The organism is Streptomyces sp. NPDC056160, from assembly GCF_042268205.1.
GTDB lineage: Bacteria > Actinomycetota > Actinomycetes > Streptomycetales > Streptomycetaceae > Streptomyces.
In genome coordinates, this window is sequence record NZ_JBHJUW010000035.1 from 36,742 (window position 1) to 56,056 (window position 19,315).

Annotated in this window: 17 protein-coding genes; 6 read left to right on the forward strand and 11 right to left on the reverse strand. The window is 73.9% G+C overall.

What is annotated here, in order from left to right; translation table 11 throughout:
* Positions 1–16: 16 nt before the first annotated feature.
* Together ACFC02_RS15710 and ACFC02_RS15715 are read left to right on the forward strand one after the other, a co-directional pair.
* Positions 17–589, forward strand: coding sequence for a cysteine dioxygenase (locus ACFC02_RS15710; protein WP_376356820.1), 573 nt, complete (start codon positions 17–19; stop codon positions 587–589).
* Between the two features lie 20 nt (positions 590–609).
* The gene (locus ACFC02_RS15715; RefSeq protein ID WP_376356822.1) at positions 610–1,023 is read left to right on the forward strand and encodes a rhodanese-like domain-containing protein; all 414 of its coding nucleotides are present in this window, start codon (positions 610–612) and stop codon (positions 1,021–1,023) included.
* A 10-nt stretch (positions 1,024–1,033) separates the two neighbouring features.
* On the opposite strand, the gene recX is transcribed toward ACFC02_RS15715, so the two are convergent.
* Positions 1,034–2,044 carry a recombination regulator RecX gene (recX, locus tag ACFC02_RS15720; protein WP_376356824.1) on the reverse strand — a complete coding sequence of 337 codons (1,011 nt, stop codon included), beginning with the start codon at positions 2,042–2,044 and terminating at the stop codon, positions 1,034–1,036.
* 2 nt (positions 2,045–2,046) lie between these two features.
* A complete protein-coding gene (recA, locus tag ACFC02_RS15725; protein ID WP_376356826.1) occupies positions 2,047–3,168 on the reverse strand; it encodes a recombinase RecA in 1,122 nt (373 codons plus the stop codon).
* Positions 3,169–3,507: 339 nt separating this feature from the next.
* On the opposite strand from recA, the gene ACFC02_RS15730 reads away from it, so the two are divergent.
* Positions 3,508–4,200, forward strand: coding sequence for a hypothetical protein (locus ACFC02_RS15730; RefSeq protein WP_376356866.1), 693 nt, complete (start codon positions 3,508–3,510; stop codon positions 4,198–4,200).
* Between the two features lie 115 nt (positions 4,201–4,315).
* On the opposite strand, the gene ACFC02_RS15735 is transcribed toward ACFC02_RS15730, so the two are convergent.
* Together ACFC02_RS15735 and ACFC02_RS15740 are read right to left on the reverse strand one after the other, a co-directional pair.
* Entirely contained in the window at positions 4,316–5,671 is a 1,356-nt protein-coding gene (locus ACFC02_RS15735; RefSeq protein ID WP_376356828.1) for an AI-2E family transporter, read from the reverse strand.
* A gap of 73 nt (positions 5,672–5,744) precedes the next feature.
* Positions 5,745–5,939 (reverse strand): DUF3046 domain-containing protein, encoded by a 195-nt coding sequence (locus ACFC02_RS15740; protein WP_376356830.1) that lies wholly within the window; start codon positions 5,937–5,939, stop codon positions 5,745–5,747.
* A 79-nt stretch (positions 5,940–6,018) separates the two neighbouring features.
* On the opposite strand from ACFC02_RS15740, the gene ACFC02_RS15745 reads away from it, so the two are divergent.
* The gene (locus ACFC02_RS15745; RefSeq protein WP_376356832.1) at positions 6,019–6,963 is read left to right on the forward strand and encodes a hypothetical protein; all 945 of its coding nucleotides are present in this window, start codon (positions 6,019–6,021) and stop codon (positions 6,961–6,963) included.
* Between the two features lie 8 nt (positions 6,964–6,971).
* Here the strand turns inward: ACFC02_RS15745 and ACFC02_RS15750 are convergent, their stop codons facing one another.
* Genes ACFC02_RS15750 through ACFC02_RS15760 form a run of 3 tightly spaced genes read right to left on the reverse strand, consistent with a single transcriptional unit; the run spans position 6,972 to position 8,961 of the window.
* Positions 6,972–7,280, reverse strand: coding sequence for an AzlD domain-containing protein (locus tag ACFC02_RS15750; RefSeq protein WP_376356834.1), 309 nt, complete (start codon positions 7,278–7,280; stop codon positions 6,972–6,974).
* On the reverse strand, positions 7,277–8,095 hold the full coding sequence (locus tag ACFC02_RS15755) for an AzlC family ABC transporter permease (RefSeq protein ID WP_376356836.1): 819 nt from the start codon (positions 8,093–8,095) through the stop codon (positions 7,277–7,279). The genes ACFC02_RS15750 and ACFC02_RS15755 overlap by 4 nt, the downstream gene beginning before the upstream one ends.
* On the reverse strand, positions 7,981–8,961 hold the full coding sequence (locus ACFC02_RS15760; RefSeq protein ID WP_376356838.1) for an AraC family transcriptional regulator: 981 nt from the start codon (positions 8,959–8,961) through the stop codon (positions 7,981–7,983). The genes ACFC02_RS15755 and ACFC02_RS15760 overlap by 115 nt, the downstream gene beginning before the upstream one ends.
* Before the next feature lie 108 nt (positions 8,962–9,069).
* On the opposite strand from ACFC02_RS15760, the gene ACFC02_RS15765 reads away from it, so the two are divergent.
* The gene (locus ACFC02_RS15765) at positions 9,070–14,034 is read left to right on the forward strand and encodes an ATP-dependent helicase (RefSeq protein WP_376356840.1); all 4,965 of its coding nucleotides are present in this window, start codon (positions 9,070–9,072) and stop codon (positions 14,032–14,034) included.
* A 115-nt stretch (positions 14,035–14,149) separates the two neighbouring features.
* Positions 14,150–15,001 (forward strand): Fpg/Nei family DNA glycosylase, encoded by an 852-nt coding sequence (locus ACFC02_RS15770; protein ID WP_376356842.1) that lies wholly within the window; start codon positions 14,150–14,152, stop codon positions 14,999–15,001.
* 900 nt (positions 15,002–15,901) lie between these two features.
* Here ACFC02_RS15770 and ACFC02_RS15775 read toward each other — a convergent pair.
* From ACFC02_RS15775 to rimO, 4 genes are all read right to left on the reverse strand, one after another.
* Positions 15,902–16,279 carry a helix-turn-helix domain-containing protein gene (locus ACFC02_RS15775; protein WP_376356844.1) on the reverse strand — a complete coding sequence of 126 codons (378 nt, stop codon included), beginning with the start codon at positions 16,277–16,279 and terminating at the stop codon, positions 15,902–15,904.
* Positions 16,280–16,388: 109 nt separating this feature from the next.
* Positions 16,389–16,934: a CinA family protein gene (locus ACFC02_RS15780; RefSeq protein ID WP_376356846.1), complete on the reverse strand. Its 546-nt coding sequence runs from the start codon at positions 16,932–16,934 to the stop codon at positions 16,389–16,391.
* Positions 16,931–17,773 carry a CDP-diacylglycerol--glycerol-3-phosphate 3-phosphatidyltransferase gene (pgsA, locus tag ACFC02_RS15785; RefSeq protein ID WP_376356848.1) on the reverse strand — a complete coding sequence of 281 codons (843 nt, stop codon included), beginning with the start codon at positions 17,771–17,773 and terminating at the stop codon, positions 16,931–16,933. The genes ACFC02_RS15780 and pgsA overlap by 4 nt, the downstream gene beginning before the upstream one ends.
* Positions 17,770–19,275 (reverse strand): 30S ribosomal protein S12 methylthiotransferase RimO, encoded by a 1,506-nt coding sequence (gene rimO, locus ACFC02_RS15790; RefSeq protein WP_376356850.1) that lies wholly within the window; start codon positions 19,273–19,275, stop codon positions 17,770–17,772. Before rimO ends, pgsA begins: the two co-directional genes overlap by 4 nt.
* Positions 19,276–19,315: the final 40 nt, after the last annotated feature.

Here is a 19,315-nt window from a genome sequence, read left to right on the forward strand (position 1 = left end):
CTTCAGGACGGTCCACATGTCTGCTTCCTCCTCCGGGCCGGCTCCCGCCGCCTCCGCCCCTTCCGCTCCGCTTCCCGCCGCTCCCGCCACCACGGCGGCGCCCACGCAGGCGGAACTCCTCGACTTCGTCCGGCGCGCGGCAGCCGACGCGGAGCTGATCGCCTCGCTGCCGCTCGACCCCGAGGGCCGCACCTGGATCCGCCTGGACGGTCCGGGAGGCAGTGAGGCCTGGCTGATCGGCTGGCCGCCCGGCACCGGTACGGGCTGGCACGACCACGCCGACTCGGTGGGCGCGTTCGTGACCGCCGCCGGTGAGCTGACGGAGAACTCGCTCGCCGCACGGCTGCCCACCGACGGGTGGAAGACCCTTGAACTCACCGACGACGTGGACCGCGAGCGGCGGCTGCCGACCGGCCGGGGGCGCGCCTTCGGCCGACACCACGTGCATGAGGTGCTGAACGAGTCGACCGACCGGCACGCTGTCTCTGTGCACGCCTACTACCCGCCGCTGCCCCGGATCCGCCGCTACAGCCGCTCCGGACAGACGCTGCGCCTGGAGCAGGTGGAGCGCCCCGAGGACTGGCAGTGACAGACGCGAAAGGACCGGCAGTGAGCGATGTGAACGAAGAGCCGACCGGGATCGACGAGTTGCTGGAGCGCGTACGCCGTGACTACGTGCGCATCGAGGCGCACGAGGCGTACAGCGCCGCCCAGGACGGCGAGGCCCTGCTGGTGGACATCCGCTACGCCGCTCTGCGGGAGCGGGACGGACTGGTCCCCGGCGCTCTCGTCGTCGAGCGCAACGAACTGGAGTGGCGGCTGGACCCCCGGGGCAGCCACCGCCTCCCCGAGGCCACCGGGCACGACCTGCGGGTGGTCGTCATCTGCAACGAGGGCTACGCGTCGAGTCTCGCGGCCGTCTCCCTGCACCAGCTCGGCCTGCACCGGGCGACCGACCTGGTCGGCGGTTTCCAGGCCTGGCGGTCGGCCGGTCTCCCGGTGATGACCCCGGCCGTCCCCTGAGGCATCGGCGTCACTCCGCCTCACCCCCTTCGTCCCCGAGGAAGTCGGTGTCCTCGCCCTCTTCTTCCAGCGCCTGGCGCACCACCCGCAGGGCCAGGCCCTGGGAGTAGCCCTTGCGGGCGAGCATGCCGGCCAGCCGGCGCAGGCGCTTGTCACGGTCGAGGCCCCGGGTGGAACGCAGCTTGCGGGCGACCAGCTCGCGTGCGGTGACTTCCTCCTGCTCGGCGTCGAGCCGTCCGACGGCCTCGTCGATCAGCGCGCCGTCGACGCCCTTGGTGCGCAGTTCCTGGGCGAGCGCGCGCCTGGCCAGTCCGCGCCCGTGGTGCCGGGACTCCACCCAGGCGTCCGCGAACGCGCTGTCGTCGATCAGCCCGACCTCCTCGAAACGGGAGAGCACCTCCTCGGCCGCGTCGTCCGGGATCTCCCGCTTGCGCAGGGCGTCCGCCAGTTGCTTGCGGGTGCGCGGGGTCCCGGTGAGCAGGCGCAGGCAGATCGCCCGCGCCCGCTCGACCGGGTCCCCCGGAGACTCCCCCTGTTCGGCCCTCGGCGAGGAAGAGATGTCTCCGTCCGTCGCGGACGTCCCGCCGGAGTTCCGCCGACGACGCCCGCGCCCGCCGTACGACCCGCCGTCACGCGAGCCGCCCCGGCGTGCGCCATCCGTACCGGGGCCGGCCGCGCCGCGTGGGCCGCCCCTTGCCCGGCGCCGACCGGCACCGCGCCCGTCGCCGCCGTACGCGTCGCCTCCGTCAGAGCCGCCCCCGTACGCGTCGGCGTCGGAAGGGTCCTGTCCGTAGGTGTCGCCGTCCCCGTAGGCGCCGTCCCCGTAGGCGCCGTCCCCGTAGGCGCCGCTCCGGTGGGTGGCGTCACGTTCCGGCCCGTGCGGTACGTCGTCCCGGTGGACACCCGGACCGGTGGCCGCGCCGGTGCCGAGGCGGTCTCCGGTGCCCCTCCCCCGTGGGGCACCGGAAGCCGGGTACGCGTACCCGTCCTCGTCCTCGGGCCAGTCCGTTCGTCGTGTCACGGTCAGCTCTTGGCGGTGGCGGCCTTGGGCTTGGTGGCCTTGGCGGCCGCCGGGGCGGGCACCGTCTTGGCCGCGTCGCCCGTGGCCGCGGAGGCGGCCGCGTCCGGCTCGGCGGCGGGCTCCTCCGGACGCACGCCGACGCCCAGCTTCTCCTTGATCTTCCGCTCGATCTCGTTGGCCAGGTCGGGGTTGTCCTTCAGGAAGTTGCGCGCGTTCTCCTTGCCCTGGCCGAGCTGGTCGCCCTCGTACGTGTACCAGGCACCGGCCTTGCGCACGAAGCCGTGCTCCACGCCCATGTCGATCAGGCCGCCCTCACGGCTGATGCCCTGGCCGTAGAGGATGTCGAACTCCGCCTGCTTGAAGGGGGGCGCGACCTTGTTCTTGACGACCTTGCAGCGGGTGCGGTTGCCGACCGCCTCCGTGCCGTCCTTCAGGGTCTCGATACGGCGGATGTCGATGCGCACCGAGGCGTAGAACTTCAGCGCGCGGCCACCGGTCGTGGTCTCCGGGGAGCCGAACATCACGCCGATCTTCTCGCGCAGCTGGTTGATGAAGATCGCGGTGGTCTTCGACTGGTTGAGCGCGCTGGTGATCTTGCGCAGGGCCTGGCTCATCAGGCGGGCCTGCAGACCCACGTGCGAGTCGCCCATCTCTCCCTCGATCTCCGCGCGCGGCACGAGCGCGGCGACCGAGTCGATGACGATGAGGTCGAGCGCGCCGGAGCGGACCAGCATGTCCACGATCTCCAGCGCCTGCTCGCCGTTGTCCGGCTGGGAGAGGATCAGGTTGTCGATGTCGACGCCGAGCTTCTTCGCGTACTCGGGGTCGAGGGCGTGCTCCGCGTCCACGAAGGCCACCTGGCCGCCGGCCCGCTGCGCGTTGGCCACGGCGTGCAGGGTCAGGGTCGTCTTGCCGGAGGACTCCGGGCCGTAGATCTCCACGACACGGCCGCGCGGCAGGCCGCCGACGCCGAGGGCCACGTCGAGGGCGGTCGACCCGGTCGGGATGACCTCGATGGGCTCCATCGACCGCTCGCCCATGCGCATGACCGCGCCCTTGCCGAATTGCCGTTCAATCTGTGCGAGCGCGGCGTCGAGCGCCTTCTCGCGGTCGGTTCCTGCCATGGGTTCCACCCGGTTTGCTTGAGTCGATCGCTTCACGTCAAAGACGCTAACGCCTGCCACTGACAATGCGCCTCGACGCACGTCCGGCCTGTGGATAACCACGGGATGAAGTACCCCAAAGTCGGGCGAAATCCCCTCGGTTGAGCCTTGCCGGAGCCTCCACAAGAATAGATGTTCGATTTTTGTGTCAAGCGCGCCACACCCCGCCTCGCCCCGCTGCCCGCCTCCACACCCCGCCCCGGTGTCCGCCGCCGGACACCGTCGCCGGACCGGCCCGCGGTCCGCCCCGTGGTCCGGCCCCTGACTCGGGCCGGCTCCCCGCCTGCTCCGCCCCCTTGGCTGCTCCGCGCGGTGTGCGCGAGGTGGGCGGTGTTCGCGGTCGACGGCGGCCCGCGGAACGGTCCCGTGCCCTGGCGCAAGCCGGTCACCTTCGGCCTGTCCTTCGGGCTGACGCTGATCGCGCTCACCTGGATCACGTCGTACCTGCGTGTGGGGGAACGGCCCCGCGCCGCGCTGCTCGTCCTCCTCGCCGCCGACTGTGTCGTCGAGGTGGGCGGGATCACCCTCCCGGCATGGCGCCGGGTGCCCTCCCGCCTGAACACGGAGACGCCCTTCGACACGGCGGGGTCGATGACGCTCGCCGTGGGCGGCGGGGTCCTCGTGGTGCTCCTGACCGGGTGCGCGCTCGCGTCCTTCCGGCACCTTCCGAAGGGACCCGCGGGGATGGCCCGCGCGCTGCGCTCCGGGTTCGCGATCCTGCTCGTCGCGTCGGCTTCGGGTGCCGCGATGATCGCGCGCGGGGTGGTGCTCACCCGGACCGGTCACCAGCAGGCGGCGTACCACTCGACCGCTCCGCTCAAGCCGCTGCACGGCGTGAGTCTGCCCGCCGTGCTGGTGCTGCCCGCGCCGGCCTGGCTGCTGTCGCGCACGTCCCGGGACGAGCGGGCCCGCGTGCGGATCGTCACCGCAGCGGTCGGCGCCTACGCGGCAGCGGGCCCCGGCGCCGGACTCCGGGCGGTACTGAGCCGCTGAGCCGCGTGCGGAGACGGCGTCCGCCGCTGGGCCCCGGCCGGCATCGGGCGGCCCGCCCGGGCCCCGCACAGTGACGCCGTCCGGCTGCCCGGCCGGGCGGCCCGGCCCGTCCGGGTCAGTCCCCGGTGGAGCCCTCCTCGGCCACCGCGGGCCCCCGGGCGTCCGCCGCCCCGGTCCCGGCCACCCCCGCCGGAGCACCGGGCTCCTCCTGCGCGCCGCCCCGCGCCCGCGCTGCCGCCGGGTCCGCCGCGGGTTGCGCCGCCCACAGCCGCCGTACGCGCGTGCGCAGGCCCGCTGCCGGGGCCCGGGTGCGGTGGCCGTGGACACGGGGGTCGTCGGTGACGGCGTACCGCTTCACGTACGCCCCGAGGAAGGCCTGCAACGTGGCCACCGCCGGAATCGCGATCAGCGCGCCGACGGCGCCGAGCAGGGCGGTGCCCGCGATGACCGAGCCGAAGGCGACCGCCGGGTGGATGTCCACGGTCTTCGCGGTCAGCTTGGGCTGCAGCATGTAGTTCTCGAACTGCTGGTAGACCACGACGAAGATCAGTACCCACAGCGCGTACCAGGGGTTGACCGTGAAGGCGATCAGCATCGGCAGGGCGCCCGCGAGATAGGTGCCGATGGTGGGGATGAACTGCGACACCAGGCCGACCCAGACGCCGAGCACGGGCGCGTAGGGAACGCCGAGGGCCTGCAGCAGGATGTAGTGCGCGACACCGGAGATGAGCGCCATCAGGCTGCGCGAGTACAGGTAGCCGCCGGTCTTGTCGACGGCGATCTCCCACGCGCGCAGCACCTCGGCCTGGCGGGCGGGCGGCAGCACCGAGCACAGGGCACGGCGCAGCCTCGGGCCGTCGGCCGCGAAGTAGAACGAGAACAGCCCGATCGTCAGCATCTGGAACAGGCCGCCGAGCACCTGCGTGGACACGTCGAGCACGCCCGCGGCGCCGTTCTGCGCGTACTTGCGCAGCCAGTCGGAGTGCAGCAGCCCTTCCTGGATGTCGACCCGCCGCAGGTCGGTGTGGAACTTGGCGTTGACCCAGTGGATGACGGAGTCGAGGTACTCCGGGAAGCCCTCGACCATCTTGATGATCTGCCCGGCGAGCATCGACCCGAGCAGGGTGACGAAGCCCGCCGCGGCGATCGTCAGCCCCAGGAAGACCAGGAAGGTGGCGAAGCCCCGGCGCATGCCGCGGGCCGCCATACGGCTCACCGCGGGCTCGATGGCCAGCGCCAGGAAGAACGCGATGAGGATGTTGACCAGCAGGCCGGTCACCTGGTGGAAGGCCCAGCTGCCGAACTGGAAGGCGGCGACGAGCGCGAGGGCGAGCACCATGGCGCGGGGCAGCCAGCGCGGCATGCGCGCGGTCGCCCGGGCAGCGCCCTCGGCGGGGGGCCGGGCAGGCGGTGTCGTACCGGTCGGGGTCGCGTGCGGGGCCGTCTGCCCGGACTCGTCAGTGGGTGCCACCGTGCCAGTGTCGCCCACGCCACCGACAGTCCCGTACGGCCCGTCCGTCTTTGTGGCCGGTGACCGTCTCAGGTCACCGTCTCTCCCCTGGGACGTTCATCACATGGCAGACCACGCGCCAGACGTCCTTGGCCTCCCAGCCCGCCGCCAGTGCCTCGTGCACCGTGCGCCCGCCCAGCTCGGACATCACGTGATCGCGTGCGAAGGTGTCGGCGTACCCGGCGCCGAAGTGCTCCGCCATCCGCTCCCAGAAGACCGTCAACCGCATGCCCCCAGTATCCCGCCCCCGGGGGTAGCCCCGGCCGGGACCGCCTGTTGGGGCGGCCGGGCGCCCTACGGTCGGGTCCATGGCCGAGACAGGTGTGTTCCCCTCTCCCCCGCCGCCCCCGGCGGCCTCCCCGCTGTTCCGCGCCGAACACTTCGTGTGGCTGACCGCGCGCGTGCTGGAGCAGCGGCTCTTCGCGCACCACTTCCTGAACGGCGGCGCGGACCCCGTGGAGACCGCGCTGGACGCCTACGGCAACGAGGACGGCGGGTACGGCCACGCCCTGGAGCCCGACCTGCGCGGTCCGGTCAGCCGGCCGCTGCACACCGCGTACGCGCTGCGGGTGCTCGACTCCATCGGGCGCTGCGGCGGGCGGCGCGTGGAGCGCGTGTGCCGCTACCTGACCTCCGTCTCCACCGCCGACGGCGCGCTGCCCGCGGTCGGGCCCGGCCGGCGAGAGTATCCGGCGGCCCCCTTCGTGCCGATCCGGGACGACCCGCCGGGCGACCTGCTGGCCACCGGGCCGGTCGTCGGCCTGCTGCACCGCAACGAGGTCTGGCACGCCTGGCTGTTCCGGGCGACCGACTTCTGCTGGCAGCGGATCGAGTCCCTCGACACGCCCCACCCGTACGAGGTGGAGGCGGCCGTAGCCTTCCTGGACTCCGCACCCGACCGCCCGCGCGCGCGGGCCGCCGCCGACCGGCTCGGCCGCCTGGTGCGCGCACAGCGGCTGGCGGTGCTGGACCCCGCGCGCCTGGGGGACTGGCCGGTCGCACCCGGTTACGCCCCGGCGGAGCACCACTTCCCGCACGACTTCGCGAGGGGACCGGCGTCCCTCGCGCGCGCGTGGTTCACCGACGAGGAGATGGCCCGCTCGCTCGACTTCCTCGCCGGCCGGCAGCAGGAGGACGGCGGCTGGCCGCTCACGTGGCGTCGGTGGGCGCCCGCTCCCGCGCTGGAGGCGCGGCCCATGGCGACCATCGAGGCCCTGCGCACCTTGCGGGCCCACGGCCGCGTCATTGGCTGAAGGCCCGCTCAGCCGGCCATGGCCCGTACCCCGGCCGTCACCGCCACGGCCACCGCGACGATGAGCAGGAACGGGGCCCGCAGCACCAGCGCCACGGCGGCGGCGGCGAGGCCCGCCGCCCGGGCGTCCAGAACGAGCGCACGCCCGTCGGCGAACGTCTGCTGCGCGGTGAGGGCGGCGAGCAGGGCGACGGGGAGCAGGGCGGCGAGCCGCCGCACCAGCGGCCGTTCCAGCGCGCCCGCCGGGACGAGCAGCCCGGCCAGCTTGACGGCGTAGCAGCCGAGGGCGGTCACGACGACCGCGGTCCAGGTGTTCACCGGTCTTCCTTCCGTGCGTCTGGTGCGCTCTGTGGTGCGTCGTCCGCTACGCCGGCCCCCTCGCCGCCGGCCGCGCCGCCGTGTGCGCCGCTCCTGCGGCGCCCGTCGAGGTACAGCACGGCCGGCGCGGCGAGGGCTGCCGCCAGGACCGGCACCCCGGCGGGCAGGACGGGCAGCAGGCCGAGCCCGAGGAGCACCGCGAGGGCGGCGACCGTCCGTTCGGTGGCGGTCTTCAGCATGGGTGCCAGCAGGGCCAGGAACACGGCGGGCCCGGCGGCGTCCAGACCCCAGGCACCGGTGTCCCCGATGGCCTGGGCCCCCAGGGCACCGAGCAGCGTGGTGAGGTTCCACAGGACGTAGAGGGTGACGCCGGTGACCGTGAAGCCGATCCGCGCGCTGCGCCGCGTGGGCTGCGCGAGGGCCACCGCGGTGGTCTCGTCGATGACCCACTGTGCGGCGAACGGCCGGGCCCAGCGTGGGAGGGCCAGCAACTGGGAGAGCCGGAGCCCGTAGAAGGCGTTGCGGATCCCCAGGAAGAAGGCGCCCGCCGCAGCGGTGAGCGGATTGCCACCGGCCGCCAGCGCCCCGACGAGGGCGAACTGGGAGGCTCCGGTGAACACCAGGAGGCTGAGCGCGCAGGTCTGGAGCAGGGTGAGCCCGCTGCCCGCCGAGGTCACCCCGAAGGCGAACCCGGACAGTCCTACGGCGATCCCGACCCCGAGGGCGTCCCGGGCGACGGCGGCGTCCGGTTCTCCTCCGTGGGCGGCTCCTGCGCCGCCGGCGCGTATGTCTGCGAGAGCTGTCTCTTCTGCCACCTCCCGGACGGTAGGAGCAGCCGCGACCGCGCGTCTTGTACGTTCTTGCGCTCCCGCTGGTAGGCGCCCGGCGGCACGCCGACGATCCGGGAGAAGTGCCTGCTGAGGTGCGACTGGTCGGTGAAGCCGACGGCCGCGGCGACGGCGGCCGGTGCGGTGCCCGCGTCCAGCAGCCGCAGGGCCCGGCGCACCCGGGCGTCGGTCAGCCAGGTGTGCGGCGGCATCCCGTAGGCGTCCCGGAAGGCGCGCAGCAGGGCGAACGGGCCCGTCCCCAGCTCCTTCGCCAGGCCTTCCAGGGTCGGCGGCCGGGCCATCCGTTCCTCCAGGACGGCACGCGCGCGTGCCGCGATGGCGTGCCCCGCCGTGCGGACCTCCCGCTGGGGCCGGGTGCCCCCGTTCAGCCTCAGGAGCCGGGTCACCGTGACCCTCAGGAGGGTGTCGGCGGCGAGTGCGTTCCCCTCGTCGGCCGCGCGCAGCACCCGGTGGACCAGTGCGGCGGCGCGGGGGTCGTCGAGCACCGGGCTCACGAAGCCCGGTGTCCCGCGGAGCGTCGTCGTCTCGGCAGCGATCTCGGCCACCAGTTCGGGCGCCGGGTACACCGCGCCGTACCGCCATCCCTCGGGCACGCCCGCTCGGCCGGTGTGCGGTGTGTCCGGATCGACCAGCGCGAGGGCCCCCGGCCCCGCGTACTGGTCGGTGCCGCGGTGGCGGAACACCTCGACGCCCTCGGCGATGGCGGCGATCACGAAGTGCTCGTGGGTGTGGCGGACGAACTCCTTGCGGACGTAGCGGGCACGGAGCAGGTCGACACCGGGCAGTTCCTCGTACTGCCAGTGCCGTGCCCGTTCGCCGCCCGGTGCCGCCATGCGTCGATTCTCCGTCGCCGCCGGGCCGACGCGCTCCCTTCGCGCCGCAGGCTGCGGCAAATGCCCAGGTCAGCCCGCATTGTCAGTGGCCGGGTGCAGGATGGACGCATGGTCAGCGACGCACACCGGGCCCTCGGCGGCTTCTCCCCCGCGACCCGCGGCTGGTTCGCGGGGGCGTTCTCCGCGCCCACCGCGGCCCAGGCCGGCGCGTGGCAGGCCATCGGCGCGGGCTCGGACGTCCTGGTGGTCGCCCCGACCGGTTCCGGCAAGACCCTGGCCGCCTTCCTCGCCGCCCTGGACCAGTTGGCCTCCACCCCTCCCCCTGCCGACCCGAAGAAGCGCTGCCGGGTGCTCTACGTCTCCCCGCTCAAGGCCCTCGCCGTCGACGTGGAGCGCAACCTGCGCAGTCCGCTCACCGGCATCCGGCAGGAATCCGTCCGCCTGGGCCTGCCCGAGCCCGAGGTGAAGGTCGGCATCCGCTCCGGGGACACCCCGGCCGCCGAGCGCCGCGCCCTGTCCACCCGCCCGCCGGACATCCTGATCACCACCCCCGAGTCGCTGTTCCTGATGCTCACCTCGGCCACGCGCGACGCGCTGACCGGCGTCGAGACGGTGATCCTGGACGAGGTGCACGCGGTGGCGGGCACCAAGCGGGGCGCCCACCTGGCGCTGTCCCTGGAGCGCCTGGACGAGCTGCTGCCGAAACCGGCCCGCCGCATCGGGCTGTCCGCGACCGTCCGCCCGGTCGACGAGATCGCCCGCTACCTGTCGCCGCGCCGCAAGGTGGAGATCGTCCAGCCCGAGTCCGGCAAGGAGTTCGACCTGTCGGTCGTCGTGCCGGTGGAGGACCTGGGCGAGCTGGGAGGCGCCCCGGCCGCCGACGGCGACGACGGCGCGGAGCGGCCCTCCATCTGGCCGCACGTGGAGGAGCGGATCACCGACCTGGTCCAGGCGCACCGCTCGACGATCGTCTTCGCCAACTCCCGACGGCTCGCCGAGCGCCTGTGCAACCGGCTCAACGAGATCGCCTACGAGCGGGCCACCGGGGAGCCCCTGGACGAGCACCACTCCCCGGCCGAGCTGATGGGCGGCTCCGGGGCGGCGCACGGCGCGCCGCCCGTCATCGCCCGCGCCCACCACGGCTCGGTCTCCAAGGAGCAGCGGGCCCTGGTCGAGGAGGACCTCAAGGCGGGCCGTCTCCCGGCGGTGGTCGCCACCTCCAGCCTGGAGCTGGGCATCGACATGGGCGCCGTGGACCTGGTCGTCCAGGTCGAGTCACCGCCGTCCGTGGCCTCCGGGCTGCAGCGCGTGGGCCGCGCGGGACACCAGGTCGGTGCCGTCTCCACCGGTGTGGTCTTCCCGAAGTACCGCGGCGACCTGGTCCAGGCCGCCGTCGTCACCGAGCGGATGCGCTCCGGTGCCATCGAGTCCCTGCGGGTGCCCGCCAACCCGCTGGACGTCCTCGCCCAGCAGCTCGTCGCGATGACGGCCCTGGACACCTGGCAGGTCGACGACCTGCTGGCACTGGTCCGCCGGGCGGCGCCGTTCGCCTCCCTGCCGGACTCGGCGTTCACGGCCGTCCTCGACATGCTCGCCGGCCGCTACCCCTCGGACGCGTTCGCGGAACTGCGCCCGCGCGTGGTGTGGGACCGCGTGGCGGGCACGGTCACCGGCCGGCCCGGGGCGCAGCGCCTCGCCGTCACCTCCGGGGGCACGATCCCCGACCGCGGCCTGTTCGGGGTCTTCCTCGCCGGTTCCGACCCCAAGAAGGGCGGCGGCCGGGTCGGCGAACTGGACGAGGAGATGGTCTACGAGTCCCGGGTGGGCGACGTGTTCACCCTGGGCACGAGTTCCTGGCGCATCGAGGACATCACCCGCGACCGGGTCCTGGTCTCCCCCGCGCCGGGCGTACCCGGCCGGCTGCCTTTCTGGAAGGGTGACCAGCTGGGCCGTCCGCTGGAGCTGGGCCGCGCGGTGGGCGCGTTCCTGCGTGAGGTCGGCTCCCTGTCCGACGAGGACGCCCGGCTCCGGCTCCTCGCGGCCGGCCTGGACGCCTGGGCCGCGGACAACGTCCTGTCCTACCTGGCCGAACAGCGGGAGTCCTGCGGCCACGTCCCCGACGACCGGACGATCGTCGTGGAGCGCTTCCGTGACGAACTGGGCGACTGGCGGGTCGTCGTGCACTCGCCCTTCGGCGCCCAGGTGCACGCCCCCTGGGCGCTGGCCCTCGGCGCCCGCCTGTCCGAGCGCTACGGCATGGACGCGCAGGTCATGCACGCCGACGACGGCATCGTGCTGCGCCTGCCCGACGCCGACCTCATGGGCCTGGACCTGCTCGACGCACAGCCCCTGAAGACCGGCGCGGAGTACGACGCCGGGCAGGCGCCGATCGGGGCGGCGGACGTCGCCTTCGACAAGGGGGAGGTCGACCAGACCGTCACCGACCAGGTCGGCGGCTCCGCTCTGTTCGCCTCCCGCTTCCGCGAGTGCGCCGCCCGCGCGCTGCTGCTGCCCCGCCGCAACCCCGGCAAGCGCACCCCACTGTGGCAGCAGCGCCAGCGCGCCGCCCAGTTGCTGCAGGTGGCGAGCGAGTTCGGCTCGTTCCCGATCGTCCTGGAAGCGGTCCGCGAGTGCCTCCAGGACGTCTTCGACGTCCCCGGCCTGGTCGAGCTGATGGGGGACATCGAGTCCCGCAGGGTCCGCCTGGTCGAGGTGACCACCCCCGAACCCTCCCCCTTCGCGCGCTCGCTGCTCTTCGGCTACGTCGCCCAGTTCCTGTACGAGGGCGACTCACCGCTGGCCGAGCGCCGCGCCGCCGCGCTCTCCCTGGACTCGCGGCTGCTGGCCGAGCTGCTCGGGCAGGCGGAGCTGCGTGAGCTGCTGGACGCCGAGGTGCTCGCCGAGCTGGAGCGCGAGCTGCAGTGGCTGACCGAGGACCGCCGCGTCAAGGACGTCGAAGGCGTCGCGGACGTCCTGCGGCTGCTCGGGCCGCTCACCGACGCGGAGCTGAGCGCGCGCGGGGCGGAGCCGGGCTGGGCCGAGGAGCTGGCCGCCCGGCGCCGGGCCATCCGAGTCAGAATCGCGGGCGCCGACCACTGGGCGGCCGTCGAGGACGCCGGCCGCCTGCGCGACGCGCTCGGCACGGCGCTGCCGGTGGGGGTCCCGGAGGCGTTCACCGAGCCGGTCAAGGACCCCCTGGGTGATCTCCTCGCGCGCCACGCCCGTACCCACGGCCCGTTCACGTCGGCGACCGCCGCGACCCGGTTCGGCCTGGGTGCGGCGGTCACCGAGGGGGCGTTGCAGCGGCTGGCCGCCGCGGGCCGGGTGGTCCAGGGCGAGTTCCACCCGGCGGGCATCGGCCAGGAGTGGTGCGACGCCGCCGTACTGCGCAGGCTGCGCCGCCGCTCGCTGGCCGCGCTGCGACACGAACTGGAGCCGGTCCCGCCGGCTGCTCTCGCCCAGTTCCTGCCGCAGTGGCAGCACATCGGCAAGGGGCACGGCCTGCGGGGCGTCGACGGACTGGTGCGCGCGGTCGAACAGGTACAGGGTGCTTCCGTGCCGGCGTCGGCGCTGGAGAAGCTCGTGCTGCCCTCCCGGGTGACCGGCTACACCCCGGCGATGCTCGACGAGCTCACCGCCGCCGGCGAGGTGGTGTGGGCGGGCGCGGGCGCGCTGCCCGGCAAGGACGGCTGGGTCTCGCTGTACCTGGCGGACGCGGCCCCCCTGCTCCTGCCGCCGCCGCACCCCCTGGAGCTGACCGCGCTGCACCGTTCGGTGCTCGACGCCCTCTCCGGCGGGTACGGCCTGTTCTTCCGCCAGATCGCCGACCAGGTCCGGGCGACCACCCACCCCGAGGCCACCGATCCCGAACTGGCGGACACGCTCTGGGACCTCGCCTGGTCCGGACGGCTCACCAACGACACCCTGGCCCCGATGCGTGCCCTGCTCGGTTCCGGCCGCACCGCCGGATCCACGGCCCACCGCGCCAAGCGCGCCGTCCCGCGCGGACGCTACGGCTCCCTGACGGCAGCGGCCCGGCCCGCCTCGCGCAGCGGCCCGCCGACCGTCGCCGGCCGCTGGTCCCTGCTGCCCGTCCGCGAAGCCGACCCGACCGTGCACGCCCACGCCCTGGCCCGCACCCTGCTCGACCGGCACGGCGTGGTCACCCGGGGCGCGGTGTCCGCGGAGGGCGTCGAGGGCGGTTTCTCCGCCGTGTACCGGATCCTGTCCGCCTTCGAGGAGAGCGGCCAGGCCCGCCGCGGGTACGTGGTCGAGGGGCTGGGCGCCGCCCAGTTCGCGATGGACGGCGCCGTGGACCGGCTGCGGGCGGTGGCCAATGCCCGGGAGCGGCGCGAGGGCCTGCCCGGAACGGGGTTCGGCGGGGGCCCCGACGGCTTCGGGACGCCCTCCGCCGACCGCCCCGACCGCGGCACGCTGCACGACGGAGAGCCTCTGTCCCACGACGGCTTCGGCGCGGCGGGTCCGGCCGGGGACCTGGACCTGCCGGGCCGGAATCATGAGCCGGACCGGTCGGCATCCGGCCGGCTCTCTCCGGGGGACTACGTCTCGCCCGCGGACCTCGCCGCTCCGGGCCGGGGCGGGCCGAGAGGCGGCGGGCACTCCTTCACGTACGGCACGGGCGCCGGCAGTCGAGGGGGCGCTGGGCGTGACGTCCCCGCCGGTTCCCGGGCGGTCGTGCTGGCGGCGGCCGACCCCGCGAACGCCTATGGCGCCGCCCTGCCCTGGCCCGAGCCGCCGACGGGCGCCGGGCACAAACCGGGGCGCAAGGCCGGTTCGCTCGTGGTGCTCGTGGACGGCGAGCTGACGCTCTACATGGAACGCGGCGGAAAGACCCTGCTGGCCTGGCCCGCCGACACGGACGCCGCGGCCACCGACGATCCCCGTCTGCGGGAGGCTGCCGAAGGGCTGGCCGCCGCGGCCCGCGCGGGCTCCCTCGGCACCGTCACGGTGGAGCGGGTCAACGGCGCCTCCGCCCTGACCTCTCCCTTGGGCGCCCTGCTGGAAGGAGCGGGCTTCATCGCGACACCCCGCGGGCTGCGCCTGCGCGCATGACCCGGCCGTGCGGCCCGCCCCACCGGAACCGAGGGCCTGGCCTCCATGACCGGAACCGCACGGCCGAGACCCTGTGACCGGACCGGAAGGCCCGGTCCCGTGTCACCCTTGACGCATGCCCGAGGGTGACACGGTCTGGCAGGCCGCGAGGCGGTTGCACGACGCGCTCGCGGGCAAGGTGCTGACCCGCAGCGACTTCCGGGTGCCGAAGTACGCCACTGCCGATCTGGCCGGCCGGACGGTGCTGAACACCGTCTCGCGCGGCAAACACCTGCTCACCCGCTTCGAGGGCGGCCTCACCCTGCACTCGCACCTGCGGATGGAGGGCGCCTGGAGGGTGTACGGCAGCGGGGAACGCTGGAAGGGCGGCCCCGCCCACCAGATCCGGGCCGTCCTCGCCACCGCCGACCGTGCCGCCGTCGGCTACCGCCTCCCCGTTCTGGAGCTGCTGCGCAGCACCGAGGAGGAGCGTGCCGTCGGTCACCTCGGCCCGGACCTCCTCGGTCCCGACTGGAGCCCGGACCTGGCCCTGACCAACCTCCTCGCCGACCCGTCCCGCGAACTCGGCGAGGCCCTGCTCGACCAGCGCAACCTCGCCGGCATCGGCAATGTCTACAAGAGCGAGCTGTGCTTCCTGCTCCGCGTCACACCGTGGCTGCCCGTGGGCGCCCTGCCCGCCGACCGCGCCGCGAAGCTGCCCGCCCTCGCCCAGCGGCTCCTGGAAGCCAACCGCGACCGTGTGGTCCGCCGGACCACGGGCCTGCGGGGTCAGGACCTGTTCGTCTACGGCCGTGCGCCCCGCCCCTGCCTGCGCTGCGGAACGTCCGTCCGGGTGGCCGACCAGGGCGACGGCTCCCAGGAGCGTCCCACGTACTGGTGCCCGGCCTGCCAGGCGGGCCCCGCCCCGCCACCGGGTTCCCCGCAGAAGTGGCGGGAGCGCTACCCGCACCCCCGCGCGCACCGCTGACGCCACGTCAGCTTCTTCCTGCTTCTTCCCCTTCCCCCGTTCCTCCTCCCCCGGCTCCCCCTCCATCCCACTCGTCCCGGAACGGGTCCTCCGCGGCCCCGAACGGCCAGCCACCGCCCTCGGCGGACGGCGTGCGCCCACCGTGCCCGTAGGGCCACCCCCCGGACTCGCCGAGCACCGCCCCGCCGATCACCCCGGAGGCGGAAGCCGGGGCACCGCTCTTTGCGGACGCGGGGGACAGCCCAAGAGCGGGCCCCGGTTCGCCCGGTTTCGGTTCGCTCGCCACCGCTTCGCTGACCGAGCACCGACGACCGACGGGGCTGCGGTCGTCAAGGCCGTCGAGTTCGCCGGGGTCGTCAGGGCCGTCGACGTGGTCAGGTTCGTCCAGGTCCCCGGAACGGCGCGGCGCCCGCACACAGTGCAGGGGCAGCACGCTCAGACCCCAACCGCCCGCCGCGACCGTCGCCTCCCACAGCCCCCCGCCGCCTGTCAGCACCAGGCGCACCACCGCCCACCACCACACCGCACCGAGCGCCAGGGCGGCGCCCCCGCGCACTATCGGTCCCGCATCCGCACCCACGCACCCACCTCCAGCCCGATGCCGGCCGCCGAGGAGCCGACGCGCCGCACGCCACCAGAACGCCGCCCTCGCGTGCAGGAGGGGGCACCGGGGCTCGTACGCGCTGCTGCTGAGGTGCCACTCCTCCCGGCACCCTTCGACCGAGACCCGGCCCGCCCTCCACCATCACCGGACCGCCGCACACCGGCAACGCGACGGACCCTCGAGGTGACCGTGGGCGTCCCCGCAGCACGAAGGCCCCGGCCGTACTCCTCCGGTCTCCCGGAGAAGCCCCGGCCGGGGCCTCACGACGTATGCGTCAGCTCACGCGCACGTGACCGTCACGCGGCGACCACGTCCACCGCCTCGGCGGCGGGCGCCTTGATCGTCACCCGTTCCGGTGGCACACCGGTCACCGACACGGAACCCAGCATCGGGCGAACCGGCCCCGGCACGTGATCGGTGGCCGCAGCAGACTGGGCCAGCTCGGCGAGGGCGAGCTCGTCGCTCACTTCCCGCATGAGCTCGGACATCCGTACGTCCAGCGCGTCGCAGATGGCGGAGAGCAGCTCGGAGGAAGCCTCCTTCTGCCCCCGCTCCACCTCGGAGAGATAGCCGAGCGAGACTCGGGCGGACGAGGAGACTTCGCGCAGAGTACGGCCCTGGCGTTGGCGCTGCCGACGCAGCACGTCACCCAGCAGGCGACGGAGCAGAATCATCGGTGGCTCCCTCCTCGGACCGCGTAGCCGCATCCTTCACGCCCCACCGTACCGCCTCGTGACGCGGCCGTGCGGGGAGCGATGTCGTGTTCACTCAGGGCTGCAAACATCAAAACCCCCCGTTCCGTTCCGTATCCTGTGCCCGCTCATTTCCGCTCTGTTCGCCCGCGATCCGCTCAATCAGCAGTGCGAGTACGCTCCGTACACTCTCCATACGAATGTCCGCCCGGCCGCCGTTCAACCGCAGTGCCGCCGTTTTCCCGCCACCCTCCGCTCCGTTCCGCGCTCCGGGCGGCCCGTCCACGGCGACGAAGACGGTCCCGACGGGCTGTCCGTCCTGGGGGTCGGGGCCGGCGACCCCGGTGGTCGCAATGCCCCAGTCCGCGCCGAGAGCCCGGCGGACCCCGGCCGCCATCTCGGCCGCGACCTGCGGATCCACCGCTCCCCGCTCGGCCAGCAGAGTGGCGTCGACACCCAGCAGCCGGTGCTTCAGTTCTGTGGCGTAGGCGGTGACCGAGCCCCGGAAGACCCTGGAGGCCCCAGGTACCGAGGTGATCTCCGCCGCGACGAGACCGCCGGTCAGCGACTCCGCGACGGCGAGCGTCTCACCCCTCACCGTCAGTAGTTCCACGACCTCGGCGGCGTCAGAACTCACGCTTCCGATTCCTTCAACGCGGCCCGGCGCTCGGCGATTCCCCGCCTGCGCAGCACAATGGCCTGTTTCACGTAGTCGAGTCCGGTCACCACGGTCAGCACCACGGCCGCGGCCATCACCCAGAACCTCAGGGTGGCCAGCCAGCCCGTCAGCGCCAGGACGTACATCCCGACCGCCACGCCCTGCGTGAGCGTCTTGAGCTTGCCGCCGCGGCTCGCGGGGATGACTCCGTAGCGGATGACGAGGAACCGCAGGAGGGTGATCCCGACTTCCCGGCCGAGGATCACTCCTGTCACCCACCAGGGCAGGTCGCCGAGCCCGGAGAGACAGATCAGCGCCGCTCCCATGATCGCCTTGTCGGCGATGGGGTCGGCGATCTTCCCGAAGTCGGTGACGAGGTTGTACGTGCGGGCCAGGTGTCCGTCGAACAGGTCCGTGATCATGGCGATGGCGAAGGCGGCCCATGCGTACGAGCGCCACGCCGGGTCGTACCCGCCGTCCGCCAGCATCAGGGCCACGAAGCCGGGCACCAGGAGCAGCCGGAGCATGGTCAGCAGATTGGCGACGTTCCACACGCTGGCCTGGTTGACGGCGGCGGCCGTGATCTTGCCGCCGCGCGCGGGCCTCGCGTCGTCCTCTTCCCGCACCGCGCCCTCGGTTCCCTCGGTCCCGCCGCCGGAGGTCACGGCACCGGACGCCGTCGCGCCGGCCTTCGCGGCACCGGGCTTTCCGGCCGCGCCGGAGGGCCCGGCCGCGCCGGAACGGCGTGCCGCCGCTCCCTTGGCCACCGGCCGCGCGCCGGAGGGGCCGCCCGCCGCGGATGCCGGGACTCCGGTCATCTGCCCGCCTCCTCACTCCACCCGGGCGCATCCGCCGGCACATCCGCCAGCGGCTCCGCCACCAGGTCCACGCCCTGCGTGCCGATCACCTTCGCCTCGACCATACGGCCCGCGACCAGGCCCTCGCCGTCGGTGAGAAGCACCTGGCCGTCTGTCTCAGGGGCCTGGTGCGCGGCCCGGCCGGACACGCCGTCCTCGGGGTCCACGGACTCGACGAGTACCCGCACCGTCTCGCCGACGCGCTCCTCGGCGCGCTGGGAGACGAGTTCCTCGGCCAGCCGGGAGACACGTGCCAGCCGCTCGGCGACGACGTCCTCGTCCAGCTTGTTCTCGTACGTCGCCGCTTCGGTGCCCTCCTCGTCGGAGTAGCCGAAGACACCGATGGCGTCGAGCCGGGCGCCGTTCAGGAAGCGCTCCAGCTCGCCGAGGTCGGCCTCCGACTCGCCGGGGAAACCGACGATGAAGTTGGAGCGGACACCGGCCTGGGGCGCCTTGGAGCGGATGGTGTCCAGCAGTTCCAGGAAGCGGTCGGTGTCGCCGAAGCGGCGCATCGCGCGCAGCACGCCGGGCGCGGAGTGCTGGAAGGAGAGGTCGAAGTAGGGGGCGACCTTCGGGGTGGAGGTGAGGACGTCGATGAGACCGGGGCGCATCTCGGCGGGCTGCAGGTAGCTGACCCGCACCCGCTCGATGCCGTCGACCTCCGCCAGCTCGGGCAGCAGGGACTCCAGCAGGCGGATGTCGCCGAGGTCCTTGCCGTAGGACGTGTTGTTCTCGGAGACCAGCATGATCTCCTTGACGCCCTGCTCGGCCAGCCACCGCGTCTCGTTCAGCACGTCGCTGGGACGGCGGGAGATGAAGGAGCCGCGGAAGGAGGGGATCGCGCAGAAGGAGCAGCGCCGGTCGCAGCCGGAGGCGAGCTTGACGGAGGCGACCGGGGCGCCGTCGAGACGGCGGCGCAGGGGGGCGCGCGGCCCCGAGGCCGGGGCGACGCCCTCGGGCAGGTCGGCCGGGCTCTCGGGCAGGTCGGCCGGCCCGTGCCCGGGCAGGGCCACGGCGGCGCCCGCCTCCTGCCGCTGGGCCGGGCTGATCGGCAGGAGCTTGCGGCGGTCGCGCGGGGTGTGCGCGGCGTGGATGCCGCCGCTCAGGATGGTCTGCAGACGGTCGGAGATGTCCGCGTAGTCGTCGAAGCCGAGCACGCCGTCGGCCTCCGGGAGGGCTTCGGCGAGTTCCTTGCCGTACCGCTCGGCCATGCAGCCGACCGCGACGACGGCCTGCGTTCTGCCGTGGTCCTTGAGGTCGTTGGCCTCCAGGAGGGCGTCGACGGAGTCCTTCTTGGCGGCTTCCACGAAGCCACAGGTGTTGACGACGGCGACGTCGGCGTCCGCGGCGTCCTCGACGAGCTGCCAGCCGTCCGCCTCCAAACGGCCTGCGAGCTCCTCCGAGTCCACCTCGTTACGGGCGCAGCCGAGGGTGACGAGTGCGACGGTACGGCGTTCAGGCATGGGCTCAAGACTACTTTGTCCCGCCGACACCCCACGTCGA

Coding starts and splice junctions, on each gene's coding strand:
- rimO (WP_376356850.1), bottom strand. CDS start 19,275: ATGCCTGAACGCCGTACCGTCGCACTCGTCACCCTCGGCTGCGCCCGT.
- ACFC02_RS15765 (WP_376356840.1), top strand. CDS start 9,070: ATGGTCAGCGACGCACACCGGGCCCTCGGCGGCTTCTCCCCCGCGACC.
- ACFC02_RS15740 (WP_376356830.1), bottom strand. CDS start 5,939: ATGCGGTTGACGGTCTTCTGGGAGCGGATGGCGGAGCACTTCGGCGCC.
- ACFC02_RS15710 (WP_376356820.1), top strand. CDS start 17: ATGTCTGCTTCCTCCTCCGGGCCGGCTCCCGCCGCCTCCGCCCCTTCC.
- ACFC02_RS15770 (WP_376356842.1), top strand. CDS start 14,150: ATGCCCGAGGGTGACACGGTCTGGCAGGCCGCGAGGCGGTTGCACGAC.
- ACFC02_RS15775 (WP_376356844.1), bottom strand. CDS start 16,279: ATGATTCTGCTCCGTCGCCTGCTGGGTGACGTGCTGCGTCGGCAGCGC.
- ACFC02_RS15745 (WP_376356832.1), top strand. CDS start 6,019: ATGGCCGAGACAGGTGTGTTCCCCTCTCCCCCGCCGCCCCCGGCGGCC.
- pgsA (WP_376356848.1), bottom strand. CDS start 17,773: ATGACCGGAGTCCCGGCATCCGCGGCGGGCGGCCCCTCCGGCGCGCGG.
- recA (WP_376356826.1), bottom strand. CDS start 3,168: ATGGCAGGAACCGACCGCGAGAAGGCGCTCGACGCCGCGCTCGCACAG.
- ACFC02_RS15760 (WP_376356838.1), bottom strand. CDS start 8,961: ATGGCGGCACCGGGCGGCGAACGGGCACGGCACTGGCAGTACGAGGAA.